Origin of the sequence: Litorimonas sp., from assembly GCA_029936425.1 — a bacterium.
GTDB lineage: Bacteria > Pseudomonadota > Alphaproteobacteria > Caulobacterales > Maricaulaceae > Litorimonas.
Window position 1 is genome coordinate 86,945 of the sequence record JAPYSU010000002.1, and the last position, 23,065, is coordinate 110,009.

Sequence of the window (23,065 nt, forward strand, 5' to 3'; positions counted from 1 at the left end):
TGCGCGATTTTTCATGTGAAAGGCTTTAGAAAGCTATCAATTGCGACGAGGCTTTCCGGTTCGGTCAGAATGGGCGCGTGGCCGATATCGGGTATCGTCACAGCCGTAAAATCAGGGTGTAATTGCGCCATTTTCTCTAAGGTTTCAGCCGACAAAATATCCGAACGTTCCCCCCTGAAAGTTAAGACTGGAATGGACTTTAGTCCGGTAAAGAATGGCCACATATCAACCGGTGCAGAAACCGTGTCATCCTCTTTAAAAGGATTTGCCAAGGCCGGGTCATAGGCAAACTCTATTCGTCTCTCGAGCGTCTGTTTGCAGACCCTTTTGGCAAAAGCCATCCAGTCTTGAGTGGTATAGAGCGGAAATACGTCCGGGCTTTGCTGGATTTTGATGGCCTCTGCCGCCTCGTCCCAAGACGCGAAATCACGACTTACACCGACATATCCTTTTATGCGTTTGAGCCCTTCTGGCGCAATTTCCGGACCAATATCGTTTATAATGGCGGCCCTAAAGATTTCCGGTTTTTGTGATGCCATTATCATCGTCATTAGGCCGCCCATAGACGTGCCAATTGAAATTACTTCTTTAAGATCCAAGTACTCGAGAAGGTGAAACATGTCTGCGCAATATATATCCGGACGATATTGGCTAGAGTCCGCATCGTAATCAGAACGGCCGCGCCCCCGTTGATCGACCGCGACAACTCTGAATCGATTTCTTAAATGAAGGGCGAGCTCGTGAAAATCAGCAGAGTTTCGAGTGAGTCCATGCATAGCTAAAATAACGGGCTTTCCTGCCCCGTCATCATAATCACGGGCGTAAAGCGTCAGGCCATCCGGACTTTTATAGAATATGTCGTGATAGGGTTTAGTCAAAGAGACGGCTTTCATATTTTTTGCGGAGTTCCCGTTTGAGGATTTTCCCATTTGGATTACGCGGGATTTCCTCGATTATGTCTACATCTACAATTCGCTGCTGTTTGCCCATTTGAGCGTTCGTCCAGTTTCGCAGAGCGTCTTTATCTATATCCTCTTTCTTGGCGGCAATAACGGCAAGCGGCGTTTCCCCCCATTTTCGGCTTTTAACGCCAATCACGGCGACATCTTTTACGTCCTCGTGACTTGCCATAACGGCTTCTATATCCTGCGGATAGACATTCTGTCCCCCGGACAGGATCATATCTTTTTTACGATCGACAATAAAAAGAAACCCTTCATCATCCAGATAACCAATATCACCAGTACGAAGCCAATGTGTCCCCTCTTCATCAATCCAGAGGGCGTCTCTGGTCGTCTTTTCCTTGTTGAAATATTCCGGCATGACAATACGGCCGCAGGAAACGATCTCGCCCGCCTGTCCGGTCTCGCACTCCCTATCCTCTTCATCAAGAATTTTCAGATCGGTTCCCAGAAGTGGTAGCCCCACCGAAGAAAGACGTCCCGCTGCATCCTCTGGATCCAAAGTCGTAATGACACCTTCTGTAAGGCCGTATAATTCAATTATCCCGCACTCAAACCGATCAAATAAGGCCGCTTTCACAGGCGCGCGTAAGGGCGACCCCGCACTCATCATGCCCTGCACAGAACTTGCGTTATACCCTTTATGATCAACATCCATCATGCGTTCATAGAGCGTGGGAACCATCGAAAGATGAGTGATTTTATCCTGTTCAATACGTCTCCAAAGATCGGCGGCCTCAAATTTTCCGTTAATTAAAACGGTTCCGCCAGAGAGCATTGTGGAAAGCAGACCAACCCAGGTAATATTTGAATAAAGTCCGATTGTGACAAGAAAACGCGCCGAACTATTATACCGCAGCGTCAAGGCCATATCATAAGCCCAATCACGACGGCCCTTATGAGTGTGCACGATTCCTTTTGGCTCTCCGGTCGTTCCGGAAGAATAGATAATATTTAAATAGTCATCGGGTTTTAAATCGATTTCCGGACGCGTTTTATTTTGCCTATTTCGCCAAGGCTCATAGTCTATGGTGCCCTGTATATTCGATCCAATGCAGATAGAATTTTCAAATGTTTCCTTGGGAAGGTCAGCCTTTAAACTCAGAATGCGGTCGGTATATTCTTCTGACACGAAAATGGCTTTCGCCCCGCTATCCAGTATCATATTGAGAATGGCGTCATTTGTTACCGAGACATTTAGGGGGGCAGACACAAATCCTCCAGCCATTATCCCAAATAAGGCTTCCATCATCGGCAGACCATTGGACATCAACACAATGACCCGATCCCCTTTTTCAAGACCCATTGTTCTCAAGCCATTCGCAACTTGATAAGTACGCTCATTAAAGCTTTTCCAAGATAGAGTTTCTGTGTCTGATATGACGGCAATTTTATCGGCGCGCCATTTCCCGTGCAGCGCAAAGATGTCCGGTAATAATGGATCCGTTGAATGAATAATTTTAGGCACAATATGACTCGTAAAGTTTGACCCGCATGGCAGAGGGCAGCATAATCAAATTAATTTTTTGACGGACGGGAGATATCAATTGGCGAACTCTGCCAAAACAACCGAGCAGAAGCTCTCGCGCAAAACCCGTATCCTGAACGCGGCCGAGGCCCTGTTCGCGCAATTTGGCTATGATGCGGTCACTTTGCGCCAGATAACGAAACTGGCCGGTGTCGATGTTGCGCTTGCCAATTATCACTTTGGACCCAAACGGGATCTGTTTAATGCCGTTCTGGAACGCCGCGCCGATGTCTTGAACAATGCCCGCCATACCGCGCTGGATGAATGCCTGGCCGCCGCTGGAAATAACCCTCCGACCGTTGACGCCATTATCGAAGCCTATCTTGGGCCGCTCGGCAAAATTCATAACTCTGCGGATGAAGGATGGCAGCATTATCTGGCGTTGATTGCTTATGTGAACAACTCCCATGAATATGGCGGAGAGTTCATGACCCAATTCTTTAACCCGCTGGTAAGGCGTTTTATCGACGCTCTCCGGTTGGCTCTGCCGGAGGCCGATGAAAAAGCGATTTACTGGTCCTATCATTATCTATCCGGCGCGCTGACATTGACATTTGCGGACACAGGACGGCTGGACGTCTTGTCAGACGGCTTGACTTCCTCATCCGATACTGAATTGGGCTATGCGCATATGAGCTCTTTTGTGACCGCTGGTATCAAAGCCATATGCGCACAAAAGACCCCTTAATATTTAAACCCTATCGACGCGGTGACCGTGGCCGGGGCTCTATAAAAAGCGGAGTAAGCAGAATCCGCCCCTAACTGGCTAGGCGTCACAAAGTTGTAGGCCGCAACGCGCGGGCGTTCATCTGTCAGGTTTCGGCCATAAATACCGAAGTCCCATCGTCCGCTCTCGCTCGTCCAGTTCACGCCGAGATCAAAAACTGTGTAGGGATCGGGGTCCAAAGCTGGCCCACCATTTGGGAAAACAGCATTTGTTCCGGCTGCAAATCCAGGATTTGGAACGTTGAACAAGAAATATTCGTCACGATATGACGCTGAGCCCGTAAAGAGAAGGCTTCCCATGTTTTCTAAATCATACGCGTAACTAAAACCAAATCGCGTCGTAATTTCCGGTGTGTTTTGGGTGACAAATGCGTCAGAAATATCGAGGCCCGCCGATAAAATTTCTTGAATTTCGGCATCTATGTAACCCACTACGGCATCAAGAGTGAAATCATCAGACAGGCGGAAACTACTTTCAAATTCTAGTCCCTTATACTCAGACTTACCTGCATTGAACACAGAGGATACAAATGTATCATTTGTGCCATCATTGTCAGAGTCAACTCCTTGCTGAACCGTGATTTGTTGATCCGTATAATCTGCAATAAAGCCGGCAAGACTATATGTAAGTCTGTTCTGGAATAAGTTACCTTTCAAGCCAATTTCATAGCTGTCGACGGTTTCAGGACCAAAGCCTTCTCGGGATAACCCTAACGGATCTAGATCGGCTCGCGCCCGAGGATCAAAGCCACCCGCCTTAAACCCTTGTGAATAGGAACCGTAAATATTTGTCCCTTCAGAAAACTCGTAATTAATTGCAACGCGAGGTGAAAACTCTGTATCCTTTCTTTCAATACCGTCATAGCCTGTTTGAGTTGCTAGAAAAGTTGAGGAGGTATTGGATGGGTCAAATGACCCTGACCCCAGGCCAAGCCACACTTCGCGCGAAACATCTGCGACTGTTTTGTCTTCGGTATAACGCCCTCCCAAAGATACACTGAGAGCATTTGTCAGATCATATGTAAAATCCGCATAGGCAGAAATATTCTCTTTCGACTGATCACCTGCTTGATAAATGGTCAAACCCAGGGCGCCTAGTATGACATCGAAATCGCCTGAAGCAGAACCGTCAAGATAATAGAGCCCGGCGACGCCCGATAGACGATCTCCAGAATATAAAAGTTGCACTTCCTGACTAAATTGGTCGTCCTGATATGTTGCGGGAACATCAAAATCAGGCTGAGGTAAAGCGTCGAAATCAATAGGGGTGACTGTTTCTCCCTCGCGATAGGCAGTAATAGACTTAACAGTCAACGCTTCATTCAAATCGTAAGAAGCTGTCAGGGAGACGCCGCGTGTTTCGACTTCATTATTGTCGCCAATGCCGGCACGTGTGTCATATTCGCTATCGGTAACAGGTAATGTACCGTCCGCGCTTGGCAATAACCGATGGCCATGTTTTGCATTAGAATCGTCTTGAGTCAGGTCGCCTGCAATTCTGACATTGAATGAGTCAGAGGGACTCCATTCAGCGCTTAGACGTGCAGCAAATATGTCTTTGTCATAATGTTCTGCTCCTGTATTCAAATTCTCACCAAAGCCATTGCGCTGATAATTTGCGAGCGCGCCACCAATCGCAAAAGTTTCACCCAGTGGAATCGACCCGGAAACAATCTGATCGAATTGCCCGTAGGAACCTACATTAACCCGGGCTTTTAGCTCCGGCTCCTCCAAATTAAGTCTTTTAGTGACGTATTTGATAGCGCCGCCAATCGTATTTCTTCCATACAGCGTACCCTGGGGTCCCCGAAGCACCTCAACACGTTCAACATCAAAAATATCAAGAACAGCGCCCTGAGGCCGCGCAATATAGACGTCATCAACATATATTCCGACACCAGGTTCAAAACCCCAAAGCGGATCTTGCTGACCCACCCCACGAATAAAAGCAATCAAAGTGGAATTTGACCCTCTTGCAGCTTCAATCGTTGTATTAGGTGTGATTTTTTGAATGTCTGTAATATCAATTGCACCGATTTCCTGGAGGGCTTCTCCAGAAATTGCCGTCACGGAAACTGGTACCTCTTGAAGGCTTTGTTCCCGTCGCTGTGCGGTGACAATAATTTCGTCATTATTCTGCGCAAAGGCCGGATCAGTAATTGCCATCGCAGATAAAACTAGAACGGATGACGACACTTTCAGTGCAAGACTGGTTTTCATAATTATTCCCCATGGAGCGACGCTAATTTCAACAAGCGTTCAATTTCAACGCTTGTTGAATAACAGGGAATATAGATTTGTCAATAATAGTTCTGAAATAACATTCCCGGCAAAAATATAAAGTTCTGATTACGCCGCAGAAAAATATCTTGATGGATTCGTTGAGCGCCATGTGCAAAGCCTTGGCCAAAACATAGGTAATGATATGTCCGCTCCTCTTTCAGGTTACAGATTAATAGAGCTCGCCGGAATTGGGCCCTGCCCTTATGCGGGAATGGTAATGGCTGATATGGGCGCGGAAGTTATTTTGGTTTGCCGCCCGGGCGGGCTTAATTTTCCTGACATTGCTCATCGCGGCAAACGCATGATTACTCTGGATCTGCAAAAGCCTGAGGGCGTAGCGGTTCTTTTGGACCTCATCAAAACAGCGGATGGCCTGTTTGAAGGGTTACGCCCGGGGGTCACAGAACGCCTCGGAGTTGGGCCAGAAGAATGTCACAGAGTAAATCCAAAGCTTGTCTATGGCCGGATGACGGGTTGGGGACAAAATGGACCATGGGCGAAAAAGGCCGGCCACGACATAAATTACATTGGTTTGTCAGGGGCGCTTTATGCCATGGGGAAGGAAGGTGAAGAGCCGCCTGTCCCGCTTAATGTGATCGGTGATTATGGCGGGGGAAGTCTTTTTCTTGTGGCCGGCATGCTTGCAGGTTTGCTGCAAGCCGATAAAACTGGAAAAGGCGAGGTTGTTGACGCCGCCATGATTGACGGCGCCTCTTCCCTCATGACGTTGTTTTACACGCTTTCGGGTCTCGGGCGTTGGACGCCGCAGCGCGAACGAAACCTGCTCGACGGCGCTATGCCTTATTACCGATGTTATAAAACATTAGACGGACAATTCATGGCTGTCGGTTGCATCGAGCCACAATTCTTTGAGCAAATGCTGTCGCTTTTAAAAATTGATCCGGAAGAATTTGGCGGACAGAATGAGACGGCCCGTCACAAAGAACAGCAAGCGAAACTGGAAGCCATATTTGCGTCCAAGACGCGAGACGACTGGTCAGAAATTTTCGATGGATCAGATGCCTGCGTCACGCCTGTTCTGTCGTATGTCGAGGCCGCAGAGCATCCGCAAATGGCAGCGCGAGGCGGATTGACGTCTTCCGGACCCTTTATCCACCCCCGAAACGCGCCGGTGTTTGGCGCGCTTGAGCCACATACTCCGCCGAACGTGCATATGCCCAATCAAGACATGCACGCCATATTTACAGAATTGGGGTATTCCGCGGACAAGATAAAAAGTTTGACGGACGAGAAAATCGCGCCTCAAACTTAAGGGAGATTTAAAGCGAACCCTTGATCAATTTCATCACGCCGGAAAAATCCAAATCATCTTTACCGGCGGCTTCCATCAAGGCGTATAGAGCCTCTGACTGAGCGCCTAACGGCGTTGCAACGCGGGCTGTGCTGGCCGCCTCTTGCGCCAAACGCAAATCTTTCAACATCATTCCAGCCGCAAACCCAGGGGCGTAGTCTTTATTTGAAGGCGCGCTGGGCACGGGACCCGGAGCTGGGCAGTAACTCGTCATAGACCAGTTTTGGCCGGACGCTGTGGAACTAATATCGTAAAAAGTTTGGGCATCTAGGCCAAGCTTCTCAGCCAGGTTAAAGGCCTCGCAAGTGCCGATCATATGAATACCGAGCAACATATTATTGCATACTTTGGCGACCTGACCGTTCCCAGCCTCCCCGGCGTGGAAGACATTTTTACCCATATGATCCAGGATTGGCTTGGCTTGATCATAAGCCGACTTTTCTCCGCCGCACATAAAGGTAAGAGAGCCAGCGGCCGCGCCGCCGACGCCGCCTGAAACAGGGGCGTCAATCATGGCAAAGCCTTTTGCTTCGGCTTTCGCTATGATGTCACGAGCCGTGGGCACATCGATCGTCGAAGAATCGATGAACAATGTTCCTTTTTTAGCATAAGAAAACACGCCCTCCTCACTCGTATAAACGGTTCGAACATGTTTTCCGGCAGGGAGCATGGTGACGACCACATCTGCTTCAGACACCGCGTCTTTAACGTCTTTTGCGGCCTTGCATCCAGCCTTGACGGCATTGGCTATGGCGGCCTCTGACAAGTCAAATGCACGGACGTCATAATCCGCTTTTGCCAGATTGGTGGCCATTCCAATGCCCATATTTCCAAGACCAATAAATGCAATTGTTGTCATGTCTGTTTCCCTTTGGAGGAGTCAAAAATCTAGTTTAAAAATTTGAGAGGCGGATTGGCAGTAGTTTTAAAGAGCCTGTCCACCTGCTCATCCGTCACAGCCTCCACGCTTTCATGAGACCATTTCGGATTGCGGTCTTTATCAATGAGTTGCGCGCGAATCCCTTCATAAAAATCCTGAGTTTTGAGGAAGTTTAGAGACAGATCTAGTTCCTGCGTCATGGCCTCTTTAAAATTCAAATCCAGACCACGTTTAATTGCCTCAAAAGTTACACTCAGCGCGAGTGGACTTTTTTTACGCAAATTCGCCGCCTGTTTTTCTGCCCATTCTCCGCTCATTCCATCTAGCGCATTCAAAATGCTTGGCACATCTTTTTCATTAAAAGCGGTCAAGGCAGCCGGGAGATCCGCATTCATAGGCCCCTTTTCGTGAAACTTATCCAGAACATCGATAACAGCATTGTCAGATCCATCCAGATCGGCTTCGCCCAGCGCTTTGATAAACCATTCGTGCTTATCTGACGGAATGTACCCGTTTGCCACGCCAATCTCTAACGCTTCCGCGGTTTTCAGACGCGCCCCCGTGAGGCCGAGCCATTGCCCGATATCCAAACCCAAACGCGGCAGAAAATAAGTACCGCCAACATCCGGAAAGTAGCCAATGCCCGTTTCCGGCATCGCAAAGAGCGTATTATCTCCGGCAATGCGGTGCTGACCATGCACAGACAGACCTACGCCGCCGCCCATAACAACACCGTCAATCAAGGTAATATAAGGCTTTGAGTAGCGTTGAATAAGCTCATTCAAAGCATATTCTTCTCTCCAAAACTGCTCGGCCCGATCATCTCCCGCTTTGCCACTATCGTGAAGCAGAATAACATCTCCGCCCGCGCAAAATCCTCGATCTCCTGCGCCGTCGATCAGAACAGCGCCAATCTTTTCATCCCTTTCCCACTCAAGAAGAAGTCGCGTCAGCTCCTCGCACATTTCCTGCGTCAGCGCATTTAGCGCTTTAGGCCGGTTCAGAGTAATATGTCCGAGTTTTCCGCGGACTTTGGAAATAATTTGATCAGTCATTTGGTTTCGGTCCCGCTAAATTTAATATCTTCAATAATTAGAGCTTGGATGGAGGGCTGCTCTTTACAGGCCGTGCTGAGTCCCGCCAAAATTTTTCCCCGTTCTATTCGAGCGGTTCTAAAGCCTTCCTCAGTCTCCGCTGTCCGAATGGTGTCCGTCATTTCACGAATCTTCACTAACGCTTTAGACTCTCCACCCTCGAGACATCCCTCGTTGAGGTTTTCTGGTTTTGAGGGTTCACCCGTTAATTCTTCTGCCGCCTTGTCGGCTAAGTTTTCGACTGCTTCTGAATCTTCTGCCTTTTCTTCAATAGTCTCCAAGACACCTCTGACATCTTCATTCTCCACGATGTTTTGTACATCGCTCTGGTCAAGACTTTTGACCCAGGCATAACCTGCTCCCAAAAGAAGAATAATGACGACCAAAACGCCAATCCAGATGTTCTGAGTTTTAGACGTCACAATTATTGCCTCAGCAAGCTACGGCTCACGATCATGCGCATGACCTGATTTGTGCCTTCGAGAATTTGGTGAACGCGGAGGTCGCGTACAATCTGCTCAATCGGATAGTCTTTCAGATAGCCATATCCGCCGTGGAGCTGCAGAGCGTCATTGGCAATCTCGCTGCAATTATCCGTCGCAAAGCGTTTCGCCATGGCGCAAGCAGCGCCCGCATTTGGAAGGTTTTTATCAAGCATATCCGCCGCGCGGTAAATCATCACGCGAGAGGCTTCGAGTTTTGTCGCCATATCGGCGAGCATAAACTGCGTATTTTGGAAATCTGAAATGCTTTTACCGAACTGTTTTCGATCCTTGGTGTAATCAAGCGTGGTATCCATCGCCTTTTGCGCGCCGCCCAGAGAACAACAGCCGATATTGATACGGCCGCCATCAAGTCCGCTCATCGCAAATTTGAAGCCTTCGCCTTCACCGCCAACCCGGTTTTCTGCCGGAATGCGGCAATCTTGCATAATGACCTCTGCAGTAGGTTGGGCGTTCCAGCCCATCTTTTTTTCATTCGCGCCAAAGGATAGGCCGTCCATACCTTTTTCCACAACAAAGGTGGACACGCCACGCGCGCCGTCCTCCGAGGTACGGGCCATGACAACATAAATATCGGACCATCCCGCTCCGGAAATGAAAGTTTTTGTACCGTTGAGAACGTATTCATCACCATCTTTAACAGCTTTGGTTTTGAGCGAAGCGGCATCAGACCCTGCGCCGGGCTCGGTCAGGCAATAGCTGGCAATCATTTCGCCTGCTGTAAGCTTAGGAACATATTTGGCACGTAGTTCGTCGCTGCCGTATCGATCTATCATCCACGTCGCCATGTTATGAATGGTCAACATGGCTGTGTGGGAGACATCTCCTCTGGCAAGTTGTTCGAACACAATCGCGGAGTCGAGGCGCGACAAAGCCGTTCCGCCATGCTCCTCGCCTGTGTAAATACCGCAAAAGCCGAGCTCGGCGGCCTTTTTAAAAACGTCTCGATCCAGAAACTTCTCTTCATCCCATTTGGAAGACTGCGGCGCGAGTTCGGTGTCAGAAAACTGACGCGCCATATCCTGGATCAATGTTTGTTCTTCAGTAAGTTGGAAATCCATAATTGTATCTTTTCAGGTTTCTGCCCTGCGCACAGGCCGGACTCGACCAAATGGCATGAGCAATAAATAAAGTAAAATCCACCCCAGGGAAAAGCCCCCTGCCGCGTACATAAATCCTTCGACCGTCACTGGCACAGCAGGTTTGAAAATGTCTGCCGTGTCTCGTGTCAATTCCGAGTCCCTCTCAGTCGTGAAAATCCAGACATTCTCCAGTCCAACAGCAGAATTGAGCTTTGCCTGATGTTCCGAGAGATATTCATACCGATTTATGATTTCGTTCATCGATTTTCCCCGAAGGTTCAAAAAGCTATCCGTTGAAGACACATAACGTTGAAGAGCATCTTCTCTTGATAAACCGAACTCCCCGGCATCTGCGTCAAAGCGAGCTACAACCTTTGAGAGCTCATTTACTGCGCCGGACAGTCTCTGCCGGTATTGCTGTTCAAACTCTGGGAACTGCGACGTTGCAACGCCGCAAATCAGCGCAAAAATGAGTACAAAGAACGCTTTCATAACCTCTCTATACTCTATTTTTGCTGATAGGCTGAACTCTATTAACGGTAATTATTTTGGCCTTGCCTAAAATGTCGGAATAACAAAGGCATTGTCATCGTTTACCTCGGGTTCTGGCCAGCGCTGAGTCACTGTTTTCACCTTGGTATAGAAGCGCAAGCCTTCCATACCGTATTGGTTCGCATCGCCAAAGGCAGACCGTTTCCACCCACCAAAGCTGTGATATGCGACAGGGACGGGGATCGGCACATTAATACCAACCATGCCCACTTCTACGCGATCCGCAAATTCACGCGCGGCGCGGCCATTTTGTGTAAAGATCGCAACGCCGTTTCCGTATTGATGCTCTGACGGCAATTTCAACGCCTCCTCGAAAGTATCCGCACGAACAATTTGCAGGACCGGACCAAAAATTTCGTCTTTATAGGTTTCCATATCCGGCGTGACGTTATCAAGCAGAGACGGCCCAATAAAGAATCCGTCTTCATAGCCTTGAAGTTTGAAATTACGGCCATCAACCAAGAGAGTTGCCCCCTCTTCTACCGCTTTCGTGATATCCGCTTCAATACTATCGCGATGGGCTGCGGTTACAACAGGGCCGTAATTCGCTTCGGCGTCTTCCGAGACGCCCACTTTCATTGCTTCGATGGCGGGGAGCATATGCTCGAGGAATTTCTCAGCTGTGCCTTCTCCGACGGGAACCACAACGGGTAATGCCATGCAGCGTTCGCCGGCAGAGCCATAAGCCGCGCCAAGAATATCTTTGACGGCTTGCTCCATATTGGCATCCGGCATCAAGATGCCGTGGTTTTTCGCGCCGCCCATACATTGAGCGCGCTTGCCATTCGCCGTGGCGCGGGCATAAACATATTGCGCGATATCAGAGGAGCCCACGAAACTGACGGCTTGGATCGTTTCATTGTCACAAATGGCGTCGACGATTTCCTTATCGCCATTGATGCACTGCAAGAGACCGACAGGCCCGCCCGCTTCAATAAACAATTCCGCCAAGCGCATTGGAACAGATGGGTCTTTTTCTGACGGCTTGAGAATAAAGGCATTCCCGGTCGATATCGCCATGCCAAACATCCACATTGGGATCATTGCCGGAAAGTTGAACGGGGTAATGCCGGCCACAACGCCGAGCGGCTTACGCATGGAATAAACGTCAATTTCCGGACCGGCGCCATAAGTATGCTCGCCCTTTTGGCCATGCGGAACGCCGCAAGCAAATTCGATAACATCCACACCGCGAATGACATCACCACGACTATCGGCAATGACTTTGCCATGTTCGGACGAAAGCATGGACGCAAGCTCGTCCATCTCCGCTTCAACAAGTTCTTTGAATTTAAATAAAATACGAGACCGTTTTTGCGGGTTCGTCGCCGCCCACTTTACCTGTGCCTCAGCCGCTGTCTTCACAGCCGCGTCTAACTCGCTCGGTGTTGCCATGGAAACCTTGGCCTGAACTTCCCCTGTGTTCGGGTTAAAAATATCTTTTGTCCGGTCGCTTTTGCCAGCAACGCGTTTTCCGTCGATAAAATGGCCAATAGTTTTCATTAAAAGTCTCCTTAATTTTTAAATCAAATTATAGATTGCATTTCTTTTCGTAAAGACCCAATAATCCAATTTACCTATACAATTTTGCAACGGTAAATATGAATTGGGAAGATCTGAAATATTTCGTTTTTGTTGCGCGCGGTAAAACGCTTGAACACGCAGCCCACGCTCTAAAAGTCGACAAGGCCACAATATCACGCCGCGTGAAACGGTTGGAAGAGAGTCTCGGGAAAACCCTGTTTGAACGAAGCCGCAAAGGCTTCACTTTAACCCACCAAGGTGAAAAACTATACAAGAATGTCCAACAGGTTGATTTTGAGCTTAGTAAAATAGAGAATGATCAACCTGAAACTCCGGATTTTATTACAGGAAACATCCGCATAAGTGTCGCGGAAGGTTTCGGCGCAAGCTTGATGGTAGATGCCATTGCTGCCTTTCACAAAGCCAACCCCTTTATTGAAATTGATCTGGTTTCCGGAAGCGGATTTCTGTCCCTTTCCAGACGTGAAGCCGATATGGCCATTAGTTTATCAAGATCAAAATCTCGCCTCATCCATTCGAAGCCTTTGGTAAATTACCGATTGAGTTTGTATGCCCATAAAGATTATCCGCGCCTGAAGGAAATTTCGGAAGTCGCCGACCTGTCTGACCATACTTTGATGAGCTACATAGATGATCTGGTTTATGCCCCAGAGCTCAATTATTTTGAAAATATCTTTCCCAACTTTTCAGCCACCATTCGCTGTTCTTCAATCTTGGCAAAACGACAATTGGTTCTTCTACAAACCGGCCTCGCCATCCTTCCCTCATTTTTGGCAACCGATGAGATGATCGAAATTTTACCAAAAGAGATTTCACTTGAGCGAACATTCTGGCTTCAAACTCACAGAGCTTTTCTGGGCACGGCCCGGTGTCGACTACTCACCAACCATTTGAATAATATGTTAAGCCATACGCTATAACTAATTGTTAAGCATAATGATTGCTTAGATTATTGTTTTTAAACATATTTTCAGTTCAGTGCATTTTGAATTTTATGCAGAGATTCTGAGCTTTGTTTACGGGATATTGGGAGATTTCGCCTAGTTTTTCACCAAAGTTAGGTGGAAACGAATGTCAGCAGAAAATAAAAAAACGAGTGTTCGCGCTCGCGGGGCCCTCTCAGGCGCAGAATTGTCCTCGGCTCTTGCTTTCGCGCAAATTGAACCAAAAGGCCGGGAGGGCGATGAAAAACGGAAGACTTCCTCTCCGTTGCCGCCGAACGTGCCGGATCGTCGTCGGCGCCGTAAATCCGTATCAGATATCCATGTGCCTGAGAAACAGGTCAATATGAGCACATTGCGCTTTACCATGCGAAGCCTGGACATTTTGGCCGTCATCACAATTATAACGCTTGGTATTTGGAATGGCTATGTCGGCGCAAATGACAATGGGATTATTGCGCCTATCGCATCAGCCATCATGGGCAGCTTTTTCTTCATCAGTCTTTTGTTTATCAATAAAGCCCATAAGTTTCATGCCACTGAAACTCTGATAAAGCATATAAAAACCGTGGTTCTTGCTTCGGCTGGGGCCATTGGTGTGTGGCTAACGTTTGCCCTTATCTTGAGACCAGAGAGCTTTCTCCCCGATACACTTGCCAAAGCGGGGCTGGGCGCAACGGGCCTTCTTCTTGCATTGCACGGACTATATTATGCGCAAACCCGGCATTTACATAAAGCCGGAGCGCTTTCACCGACAATTGTAATGTTGGGAGCAACCGAATCTGCCCGCCGGATTATCGAGGAAAACGCCAGAACCAAAGAATTAAATATTTTAGCAATCTTCGACGATCGCCTCACACGAGCCCCCTTGAACATTCACGGCGTCCCGGTTGTAGGACGTGTGGAGGATCTTCTGGCTTGGGATAAGCTTCCTTTTGTCAACCGTATCGTTGTCACCCTTCCGTCCATGGCTGAAGAACGCAAGCAGGCCTTTGTCAATCAAGTCCGGTTATTACCAAACCGCATCGCTTTTGTTGTTGATGAATTCGAGACACTCAACCATGTGCAGCAACGTGTCTCTGAAATCGCAGAAATTTCCATGCGTGATGTCTCTGGTAAGCCAAAAAGCGGTCACCATATAGCCGTGAAACGGTTGTTGGATGTTGTTATTAGTTCTCTGGCTCTGGTTTTAGGAGCGCCCTTCCTCCTGATCATTGCCGCCCTCATAAAACTCGATAGCCCCGGGCCGGTAATATTCAAGCAGCCCCGTCACGGCTTTAATAATCGTGTTTTCAATGTTTATAAATTCCGCTCCATGGCGAAGTTGACCGAAGATATTGATGCGGCCCAGCAAGTTACAAAAAGTGACAGCCGGGTTACAAGAATCGGCCGTATCATTCGTAAAACCAGCATTGATGAACTGCCGCAGCTTCTGAATGTTCTGAAAGGGGAAATGTCTCTCGTCGGCCCGAGACCGCATGCTATTGGCATGCGTACAGCTGGGAAGGCTTCAATGGAACTTGTCGAAGAATACGCCCACCGTCATAAAGTCAAACCCGGGATGACCGGTTGGGCGCAAATTAACGGCTCGCGCGGCGCCTTGGTATCAGGCGAAGATGTAGCAAGGCGCGTCCGGCTGGATGTGGATTATATCGAGCGAAGCAATGTCTGGCTTGACCTTTATATTATGATTATGACGCTACCCGTTTTGCTCGGGGATAAAGAGACAGTGAGATAGTGATTTTTGCTCCACAAGATTTAATGGGGAGTAGCTCATGATGGGCCGATCTCTGCTTGCTTATATTCCGGTGAATATTGCGAATCTCGTCGTGAGTTTCGGTACGGTCGTTATTTTGACCCGCTTGCTTTCTGCGGAAGAATTCGGGCGCTACGCCATTGCGGTCATCACAATGCAATTTGCGCATATGCTGGTTTTTACTTGGATCGAAGCCTCTGCAGCGCGGTTCGAGGCTCGCGCCGATAGAGAGGGGGAAACCGCCTCCTACCTTAAAACGCTCTACAGCCTAGGTGTAGGAATGAGTCTGACCGCTGGCGTCTTGTTTGCAGTCGCTCTAATTTTAGCTCCTTTATCTGATGTTATGAAAACGGTCTTGGCTTTTGCTATTGGCTCGACTTGTTTGCAGGTGTTTTTCAATATCGGCATGGAAGTTCATAAAGCAGCGCATCGGATCAAGCGTTACTCAATGAGTTTTTCAACACAGACCTTACTCAGCTTTACTATCGGTATTATACTGATCCTGACAACGCCATTGAAAGAAGCCGGACCTTTTGTTGGTATCATAATCGGAGTTCTTATTGTTCTGACTTTTGATCTATTGTTCATGCTACCACGACTAAAGGGCGGGACATTTGACCGTGAAAAGGTGAGGACATATGCGCGATACGGAGTCCCTATCAGCCTCTCACTCATCTTGGCCATCGCGCTCAGCTCGGCCGATATATATTTAATTGCAGCATTTATGGGAGAAGCTTCTGCCGGAGAATATAATGCGGGGTACAATCTAGCGAATAGAAGTGTTGAAATGTTGTTTATCTGGCTCTCCATGGCCGTCACGCCAATGGCAATCACAGCCTTTGAGAAAAGCGGATCACAGGTTTCCGAAACGATTATGCGCGATTACGGCGCGTCTCTGCTTTGGATAACCCTTCCGGCTGCGACTGGTATTGCATTAGTGGCTAAAGACGCCGGTTTTATACTGGGCGAGTCTGTGCGTGAAAACGCCGTTTTGGTCATGCCATGGATTGCCTTTGCGGGTGTGCTGAATGGTTTCATCAACTATTACATCCAGCGTGCCTTCGTCCTCTCGGGCGAAACCAAATCCTTTGTCTGGGTTCTCCTCGCCCCGGTCGGACTAAATATTGGCCTCAACCTTTGGCTCATCCCTCTCTATGGGCTCCTGGGGGCAGTCATTGCCACGATAGCCGCTTATAGTCTGGGGGCTGTAATAGCGTTCTCCGTTGCTCGGCGTTATTACCCCCTACCCCTGCCGATCAAAGCTTTTTTCAAAATTTCTTTCGCCTGCCTTATTATGGCAATCTGTATTATCGCGATCCCGTGGCCAGATAGCTGGCCGAGCGTTTTGAGATTATCAGCAAAAGCCGGATGGGGCGTGTGCGTATATATGATAGTTTGTTGGCTTGTTGATGCCGCCAATTGCCGAACGGTGTTCGTCTCCCTCGTTTCAAAGTTCAAGCCAGCTCCTCGTCGGGAGGTGGTTCGTGACTGACATATTTGAAAATCAGCTTTACAGTAAGACGGTTCCCGCGCTTTCAATTCTTATCCCCTTTTTTAAAGATGACGCCTCCGCTCTAATTTCGGCCCTCGCAACACAGAAACAGTCTGAGACAACTGAAATTATCCTTGTGGATGATGGAACAGGACAACCGGACTTAACGGCCAAATTGCAAAGCTTGATAAAGGGATTGCCGGCCGCCATTTGCCTTATCACTTTAGCCGAAAATGGCGGCCGAGCAGCAGCCCGCAATCGACTTCAACAAGCAGCCCGTAGCGACTGGTTGCTTTTCCTCGACGCCGACATGCGCCCAGTTAGTCAAAATTTTCTACAAACTTACTTAAGCGAAATTGAACGAAACAAGGCAGACATTATTTTTGGGGGATTTACGGTAGAGCCCCAAAGTGAGGATAAATCGGGCGCGCTTCACAGAGCTCTCTCTGCCGTGTCTGATTGTTTACCTCTGAAAGAACGACAGGCAGCAGGGCCTCAATATGTAGCTTCATCCAATCTCTGCCTCCGCAAATCAGTCATTACTGAAAACCCCTTTGATAACGGTTTTGTCGGGTGGGGATGGGAAGACAGTGAATGGGCAGCCAGAGTTTCGAAAAACTACGAACTCATTCATGTAGATAATCCGGCCCTTCATTTGGGTCTTGAGAGTGAAGATACCCTCCTGCGAAGGTTCCAGTTGAGCGGCTCAAATTATGCAAGGTTTACTGACAAACATCCGGAACTTGCCAAAACCCTTCCCCTTTTTCGTCTGTCGAAAGGTTTAAGAAAAGTACCGGGTCAGAAGTTTGGACGTCCGATTTTAAAATGGTTGGTCAAATCCAAGGCCCCGATGCGCGCACGCTTGATGGCTCTAAAACTTTGGCGAGCTTCGTGGTACTCGGAGGCCTTAAAATGAGCCAGGCAAGCGAGTATCCCGTTTTCGTGCCATCGAAATCCCTCTCCTCCCGAATATCCAGACGCTTGGTAAAGTACCAGGCAAGACGGATGATGAGTTTTAGCCATGACAGACCTATTGTAAGCTTCTCCTTTGATGACTGTCCTCGTTCCGTCATGGAGAATGCGCTCCCGCTTTTAGAAAGCCGTAGCTGGCGGGGAACCATTTATGCCGCTATGGGGCTGTGCGGTATAACCAATCATCTTGGCCTACATATGAGCCGCGAAGACATGAAGGCCGCCCACCAATCTGGTCATCATATTGACGACCACACTTTTTCGCATATTAGCGCAAGGTCGGTTTCAACAGCAGAATTTCTGGACGATATCGATAAGAATAAAGCCGTATTCGAAGATATGGGCCTGCCGCCTGCACAGTCTTTTGCTTACCCCTATGGCGAAGTTACGAAAGAAACCAAAGATGCGCTGGGTCAGAAATTCCCTCTACTTCGCGGCATTCATTCGCCCCATGGCGACAAAAACGTTGATTTGAACCAGGCCGCGTCTCAACGCTTATATTCTGGATCCGATTTTGAACCTTGCCTTAGAGCCATTCGGGAACTGAAACACACACCATACTGGCTCATTTTATTTACCCACGACGTCCGGGAGAATCCCAGCGATTTTGGCTGTACGCCTTCGGATTTTAAAACCGCTATCAAAGCGGTTGAATCTACAGGTGCAGAAGTCCTGCCTGTCGCGGACGCTCTTTCACGGCTTCAGGGAGAAACCGTGTGATCAATAGCTGGCAAAACAATGGCGTCTCAATCGTAATTCCGACTTATAAACGGCCGGACGATATCGTTCGAGCTTTGAAGAGTATTGAATCGCAAGCAATTGAACAGACGCTCTGTGAAATTGTTGTTGTTGATAATGACCCAAAACATTCCGCTAAAACAGCCGTAGAAAATTTCATACGTCAAAGCCCCGCCACTATCATTTTTATTCATGAGCCAAACCCCGGCGTCTCGAACGCCCGCAACACAGCGTTGGAGCATGCCAAGGGACGGTTCATAGCTTTTCTGGATGACGATATGGAAGCGCGCTCCGATTGGCTTACAGCACTTTTGAAAGCCTCCAGGGACAATCAAGCCGGGCTCGTATTTGGTCCAGTTAAAGCTGTCATGCCTGACCGGAAAAAACCCATCTATGCCTACATGTCGGGCGCCTTCGACCGCATTCCCTATTCTGAAAATGGCTATATCGACAAAGGAGTTGCCACTGGCGGATGCCTGGCCGACCGAATGGCGACATCATGGCCGCGCCCCGTTTTCGATCCAAGCTTGAACCAAACCGGAGGGGAGGATGATGTTTTTTTCAGCTATCTCCTCAAGCAGGGCGTCAAAGCCTATTGGACAAATGACGCCAAATGTCTTGAGCATGTTCCGGAAAAACGCGCCACTTTATCTTATGTCTGGAAACGCAATTTTGCTTTCGGTCAGAGCCCGGCGCAGGAGGCTTTTGAGGAAGGTATGACTGGGTTTCCAAAAGTTCTTTTCTGGATGGCAGCGGGCGGCGCGCAATCTCTTATAGCTCTACCTGGATTAGCGATTTATTCAATAACAGGCTCTGCCAAACGTGTAAGATCTCTCGTCAAACTTGCACAAGGCGTCGGCAAGATCTTTTGGATGAAAACTCTTAGCCCTAAATTATATGGCAACTAAGTCCGTCAATACGCAAAATTAGTTTGAATAGGGATTTTGGCTGTAAGGTTGTGGGTGCCCGCCCCCTTGGCTTTGTAGATATTGAGGTTCGGCGTAAGGGCTGCCATTAGGGCTATAGCCTTGAGTCATGTTCTGTTGGGGAGCGATGCCGGCTTGAGGGTAGCCTTCCGTATAGGTCTCGGCTGACGGCGTCCATTCGACCGGACCCGACTGTTCGGCGTGGCTATTCTGGTACGCAGGGCTTAAAGGCGCGTAATTTCCAGCCTGCTCATCATATCCTGTCGTTCGATACGGATCTGCAGGATAGTTTTCAGATATCCCGGTTTCATAATGTCCAGCACTATCCTGATACGTCTGTGGCCCGCTGTAAGGCTGGGCAGGCGTTTGCCCGCAACCTGCGTCTTCATAATCAGCATATTCATAAGGCTTGGGCGCGTGTTGCGGCGTAACGGGTTCAGGAATTGGGGCGCCATAGACAGGATCAGCCGTCGTCGTATCTCTACGCTGACGGTTCGCAGCACTTTTACTCGTATAAAGACGCGGATCGAGAAAGACTCGTGCCATGGCCACCATAAACAATGTGAAACCCCAACCTACTACCGCCAAGGCGAACATCAAAATGCGCAGATTTCTTCCTTTGATGGCGTATCGGGCGCGGGAAATTTCCCGAATGTTTTCATTATTGGATTCAGACTGTGTCTGATTGATTAAAGCTTCCTGCTCCTTGGTATTATAAGTATTGAGCCGATCCGCCAAAGTTTCACGCTCTCTCATCAAATTTTGAAATTTCGGGTAAAGTTGAGTTAAACGACGCACTTTTGCATCAGCACTGTCAAGCTGACGTTGAAGCGTAAACTCTTTTTCACGCAAAGAATTGGCACTGGCTTGGAGCGTATTACGCCTTGTAGCAAGTTCCTGAAAAACGGGGTTCGGACCAACACGACGCCCCCCTGAAGCCTGCCCCCCATAACCGGATTGAACAGAACGTAACTCTTCCAGCTCCGCCCTTTTCTGACGGACGGGATCACTTGTGGGTAAGTACTTCGCCAAGAGCTGCCCAAGTTCGAGCTCTGCTTGAGCAATGCGTTGCGAGGCGCGATCATCCCGGTAAAGATCTATGGTTTGCGGCGTTTGACGAAGCTGGTCTTCAACTTCTGCCAGAGCCGCTTCCGTTTCGGAAATATCGGCTCGCGTCGAATTCAGGCTTGCTTTGAGATCCTCTGTGCGTTTCTGAACGCCTTCCTGTTCAGACTCAAAATCTGACACATTATTTTTTTCCAGGAAATTTGCGATCAATTGCTCATTTTGATCGAGTTGTTGTTCCGTCGCTTTTCTACGTTGAGCAATAACATCTCCCGCCCCCTCAACAAAAACACTCCGACGGAATGTTCTGTAAGTATCCATGAAGGCATTAAGTGTTTCTACAGCAACTGCCGGGTCCTCATGTTTATAGACAAGCTGAATAATTGAGGATTTGGGTTGCGGCATTACTACAAAAGCTGATTCTACGCGATTTCTGCGTTCCATCTGGGCTTCGCGGATTTGGGCTTGGTCGTTTCCGGCAGACCGGATTTTCTTTTCTGCCGCCTCATCAAAGCGGAGGCTTTCGGCAGGGGTTGACGTCATCTGCCCGATGACAGCATCAATCACTTCCGGGTTTTTGATAATTTCCATTTCATTACGGGTGATTGTGTCGGATGTAATCTGAAGATTATTCTGAGCGTTTTGAGAGCCAACACCCTGATAGACATACTCATCCCCAAGCTGAACCATCAGACTACCATGGGCGGAGTAACTGCGTTTGAAATCTTTCGTCGCGAACCACGCCACGACAACACCAAGAATGAAAAGAGGGATGAGCCATTTAAGCTGTCGCCCAAAGGATTTTACAGCCTCTGACAGCCGAATATTTGGTACGCCATGTGCGTAGTCCGCGACCGTCAAATCCCCTTTTCGGACATTGGGAGTTGTCGATCCATTCCCTGAACGGCGATCATACCTCGACGCCGAACCCGCATCAATTTCGCGTTTCCCACGTTTTTTTCCAAGACCAAATACGGCCATAACCACCCTCAGTTTGATTCGTTAACTATAAGGCGTTCTAAATTTTAATATTTCCTTATCCATTCTTGTTAATATTTGAAAAAAGCGACCTTATGGCAGCAAAACCCCGACTCGAGCCCGATTTATGCAGAAACCCCTGAAATTCCTAAGCTTGGTACTGCTTTCAGGAACCTTTCTGAGCAGTGTTTCGACCGAATCAATAGCCCAGTCCCGCTACGGAAATGCCGTCCCTCAAGGGCACAATCACGCTCATACTCAGATGAAGCCTGTTCCTGGCGGCCGTTATGGACAACTTCCTCCGCCAAAATATGGGGGATTAATGGCGCGCCTCAGAGGTCAAAAACATCCCGCCTATCAGACGCCCGCGCGCCCGGCCCCGCCCGGCGCCGTGTTTCAACAATGGATCGAATGGGAACCGGATTATCTGATCCAGCCTGAAGATCAGCTTGATATTGTTGTTTCTTCGGCGCCCGAACTTTCCAGAACACTGACAGTCGGTCCAGACGGCCGAATTGTCATGCCTATGAGCCAACCGATAATGGCCGCCGGAAAGAGTTTTGTTCAGGTACAAAGATTATTGAGCGCAGAGTTATCGAAACAATTACGCGACCCCACAGTCGCAGTGACGCCCCGCGCTTATGCACCGCAGCAAATATTTGTGGGCGGAGAGGTTGGAGCGCCGGGAACCTACACTATTCCGGGGCAAATTGGAGCCTTGGAAGCCATTTTGATGGCGGGCGGTATGCGCCCGACTGCGCGAACATCTCAAGTCGCAGTTCTTCGCCGTGCGCCAAATGGCGGGATGATGATGCGGACGGTAAATATCAAAAACGGATTACTGAATATCCGTGAATATAACGACAATATGCAGCTGCGCCGCGGCGATATTATCTATGTTCCGCAATCTACTATCGCGGAAGTCGGAACCTTCATGCAGAATTTCCGAAATGCCCTGCCTGTCGGAGTCAATTTAAGCTACCAGTTCGGCAATGGCGGAAATAACGGCACGACGGTTATCTCGCCTTAATCGTTTCACCAAGTCGTCAACAACTTCGCATTTTTAATGAAGAACCGCTTTATGGCTCTTTTGAAAATCAGGCCGCTGTCTTCACCATCTGGCGGTTTTCAGCCAACCATCCGCGCGCTGCTTTCAGAGCGAGCGTCACATCCTGTGAGCTCATCTCATTCTTCAGCTGAGCTTGATACGCTTTTGCCGGGTTAGACCCCATCATGGCCGCAAGGCTAAACCATTTATGCGCTTCAACAAAATCAGGACCGCGATCCTCGACATCTGTTGAATAAATAAGCCCCAAACGGAACATATCTTCTGAATTGGCTTGAACGGCGATTGCCTGTTCGGCTTCTTGTACTTCGAGTGTTGTAAAGGCCATGTGACCCCCCTGTGTTTATCCATCTCACCTAATACCATCGAGAGCCCAGGATTATGGTCTTTCGAGGCCGCCGGTTGCGCCGGATTTTTCCGTGTCACTCAGGGCGTGATCAGACTTTTGCCTGACAGGATAAACATTGGGTTAATATCAAACAGGGTTAATCGAGATTTATAGTTGTTAAATGAAGTAAATAGGAATTACTATTCGGTTATTTCAAAGTTAAACTTACGTTACACTTAGATATGAATAAGAAAAGCTAGAGTATAGCTATAATAAAACTTAAGCATACCAACTTACACAAAAATCAAAAATAAAATTATTTTTTTGAAAAAAAAC

Annotated in this window: 20 protein-coding genes; 9 read left to right on the plus strand and 11 right to left on the minus strand. The window is 48.5% G+C overall.

Features of this window, described 5'->3' with window-relative positions; translation table 11 throughout:
- Positions 1 to 11: 11 nt before the first annotated feature.
- Positions 12 to 878 carry an alpha/beta fold hydrolase gene (locus ACN0IC_RS02260; protein WP_416877133.1) on the minus strand — a complete coding sequence of 289 codons (867 nt, stop codon included), beginning with the start codon at positions 876 to 878 and terminating at the stop codon, positions 12 to 14.
- Positions 871 to 2,430 (minus strand): class I adenylate-forming enzyme family protein, encoded by a 1,560-nt coding sequence (locus tag ACN0IC_RS02265; protein ID WP_416877134.1) that lies wholly within the window; start codon positions 2,428 to 2,430, stop codon positions 871 to 873. Before ACN0IC_RS02265 ends, ACN0IC_RS02260 begins: the two co-directional genes overlap by 8 nt.
- Before the next feature lie 79 nt (positions 2,431 to 2,509).
- On the opposite strand from ACN0IC_RS02265, the gene ACN0IC_RS02270 reads away from it, so the two are divergent.
- The gene (locus tag ACN0IC_RS02270; RefSeq protein ID WP_416877135.1) at positions 2,510 to 3,178 is read left to right on the plus strand and encodes a TetR/AcrR family transcriptional regulator; all 669 of its coding nucleotides are present in this window, start codon (positions 2,510 to 2,512) and stop codon (positions 3,176 to 3,178) included.
- Here the strand turns inward: ACN0IC_RS02270 and ACN0IC_RS02275 are convergent.
- On the minus strand, positions 3,175 to 5,436 hold the full coding sequence (locus ACN0IC_RS02275; protein WP_416877136.1) for a TonB-dependent receptor: 2,262 nt from the start codon (positions 5,434 to 5,436) through the stop codon (positions 3,175 to 3,177). The genes ACN0IC_RS02270 and ACN0IC_RS02275 overlap by 4 nt on opposite strands.
- 205 nt (positions 5,437 to 5,641) lie before the next feature.
- Between ACN0IC_RS02275 and ACN0IC_RS02280 the strand changes: the two genes are divergently transcribed.
- Positions 5,642 to 6,772, plus strand: a complete 1,131-nt coding sequence (locus ACN0IC_RS02280) for a CaiB/BaiF CoA transferase family protein (protein ID WP_416877137.1) — start codon at positions 5,642 to 5,644, stop codon at positions 6,770 to 6,772.
- 7 nt (positions 6,773 to 6,779) lie between these two features.
- On the opposite strand, the gene mmsB is transcribed toward ACN0IC_RS02280, so the two are convergent.
- From mmsB to ACN0IC_RS02310, 6 genes are all read right to left on the minus strand, one after another.
- Positions 6,780 to 7,670, minus strand: coding sequence for a 3-hydroxyisobutyrate dehydrogenase (gene mmsB, locus ACN0IC_RS02285; RefSeq protein WP_416877138.1), 891 nt, complete (start codon positions 7,668 to 7,670; stop codon positions 6,780 to 6,782).
- A 29-nt stretch (positions 7,671 to 7,699) separates the two neighbouring features.
- Positions 7,700 to 8,746: an enoyl-CoA hydratase/isomerase family protein gene (locus ACN0IC_RS02290; RefSeq protein ID WP_416877139.1), complete on the minus strand. Its 1,047-nt coding sequence runs from the start codon at positions 8,744 to 8,746 to the stop codon at positions 7,700 to 7,702.
- On the minus strand, positions 8,743 to 9,171 hold the full coding sequence (locus tag ACN0IC_RS02295) for a hypothetical protein (protein WP_416877140.1): 429 nt from the start codon (positions 9,169 to 9,171) through the stop codon (positions 8,743 to 8,745). The genes ACN0IC_RS02290 and ACN0IC_RS02295 overlap by 4 nt, the downstream gene beginning before the upstream one ends.
- A 38-nt stretch (positions 9,172 to 9,209) precedes the next feature.
- On the minus strand, positions 9,210 to 10,349 hold the full coding sequence (locus tag ACN0IC_RS02300; RefSeq protein ID WP_416877141.1) for an acyl-CoA dehydrogenase family protein: 1,140 nt from the start codon (positions 10,347 to 10,349) through the stop codon (positions 9,210 to 9,212).
- A gap of 12 nt (positions 10,350 to 10,361) precedes the next feature.
- Positions 10,362 to 10,862, minus strand: coding sequence for a DUF2937 family protein (locus ACN0IC_RS02305; RefSeq protein ID WP_416877142.1), 501 nt, complete (start codon positions 10,860 to 10,862; stop codon positions 10,362 to 10,364).
- A gap of 66 nt (positions 10,863 to 10,928) precedes the next feature.
- The gene (locus tag ACN0IC_RS02310) at positions 10,929 to 12,425 is read right to left on the minus strand and encodes a CoA-acylating methylmalonate-semialdehyde dehydrogenase (protein WP_416877143.1); all 1,497 of its coding nucleotides are present in this window, start codon (positions 12,423 to 12,425) and stop codon (positions 10,929 to 10,931) included.
- Positions 12,426 to 12,523: 98 nt separating this feature from the next.
- On the opposite strand from ACN0IC_RS02310, the gene ACN0IC_RS02315 reads away from it, so the two are divergent.
- The 6 genes from ACN0IC_RS02315 to ACN0IC_RS02340 all read left to right on the plus strand — a co-directional run bounded on the left by ACN0IC_RS02315 (position 12,524) and on the right by ACN0IC_RS02340 (position 19,274).
- Positions 12,524 to 13,387, plus strand: coding sequence for a LysR family transcriptional regulator (locus ACN0IC_RS02315; protein WP_416877144.1), 864 nt, complete (start codon positions 12,524 to 12,526; stop codon positions 13,385 to 13,387).
- A gap of 151 nt (positions 13,388 to 13,538) precedes the next feature.
- Positions 13,539 to 15,146 carry an exopolysaccharide biosynthesis polyprenyl glycosylphosphotransferase gene (locus ACN0IC_RS02320; RefSeq protein WP_416877145.1) on the plus strand — a complete coding sequence of 536 codons (1,608 nt, stop codon included), beginning with the start codon at positions 13,539 to 13,541 and terminating at the stop codon, positions 15,144 to 15,146.
- A 37-nt stretch (positions 15,147 to 15,183) separates the two neighbouring features.
- Positions 15,184 to 16,656, plus strand: a complete 1,473-nt coding sequence (locus ACN0IC_RS02325; protein ID WP_416877146.1) for a lipopolysaccharide biosynthesis protein — start codon at positions 15,184 to 15,186, stop codon at positions 16,654 to 16,656.
- Positions 16,649 to 17,572 carry a glycosyltransferase family 2 protein gene (locus ACN0IC_RS02330; protein ID WP_416877147.1) on the plus strand — a complete coding sequence of 308 codons (924 nt, stop codon included), beginning with the start codon at positions 16,649 to 16,651 and terminating at the stop codon, positions 17,570 to 17,572. Before ACN0IC_RS02325 ends, ACN0IC_RS02330 begins: the two co-directional genes overlap by 8 nt.
- Positions 17,569 to 18,348 carry a polysaccharide deacetylase family protein gene (locus ACN0IC_RS02335; RefSeq protein WP_416877148.1) on the plus strand — a complete coding sequence of 260 codons (780 nt, stop codon included), beginning with the start codon at positions 17,569 to 17,571 and terminating at the stop codon, positions 18,346 to 18,348. Before ACN0IC_RS02330 ends, ACN0IC_RS02335 begins: the two co-directional genes overlap by 4 nt.
- The gene (locus tag ACN0IC_RS02340; protein ID WP_416877149.1) at positions 18,345 to 19,274 is read left to right on the plus strand and encodes a glycosyltransferase; all 930 of its coding nucleotides are present in this window, start codon (positions 18,345 to 18,347) and stop codon (positions 19,272 to 19,274) included. The genes ACN0IC_RS02335 and ACN0IC_RS02340 overlap by 4 nt, the downstream gene beginning before the upstream one ends.
- An 18-nt stretch (positions 19,275 to 19,292) precedes the next feature.
- Here ACN0IC_RS02340 and ACN0IC_RS02345 read toward each other — a convergent pair whose 3' ends face one another.
- Positions 19,293 to 21,338 (minus strand): hypothetical protein, encoded by a 2,046-nt coding sequence (locus ACN0IC_RS02345; protein ID WP_416877150.1) that lies wholly within the window; start codon positions 21,336 to 21,338, stop codon positions 19,293 to 19,295.
- A gap of 124 nt (positions 21,339 to 21,462) precedes the next feature.
- On the opposite strand from ACN0IC_RS02345, the gene ACN0IC_RS02350 reads away from it, so the two are divergent.
- A complete protein-coding gene (locus ACN0IC_RS02350; RefSeq protein WP_416877151.1) occupies positions 21,463 to 22,365 on the plus strand; it encodes a polysaccharide biosynthesis/export family protein in 903 nt (300 codons plus the stop codon).
- A gap of 67 nt (positions 22,366 to 22,432) precedes the next feature.
- Here the strand turns inward: ACN0IC_RS02350 and ACN0IC_RS02355 are convergent, their stop codons facing one another.
- Complete coding sequence (locus ACN0IC_RS02355; RefSeq protein ID WP_416877152.1) at positions 22,433 to 22,729, minus strand: hypothetical protein; 297 nt, start codon at positions 22,727 to 22,729, stop codon at positions 22,433 to 22,435.
- Positions 22,730 to 23,065: the final 336 nt, after the last annotated feature.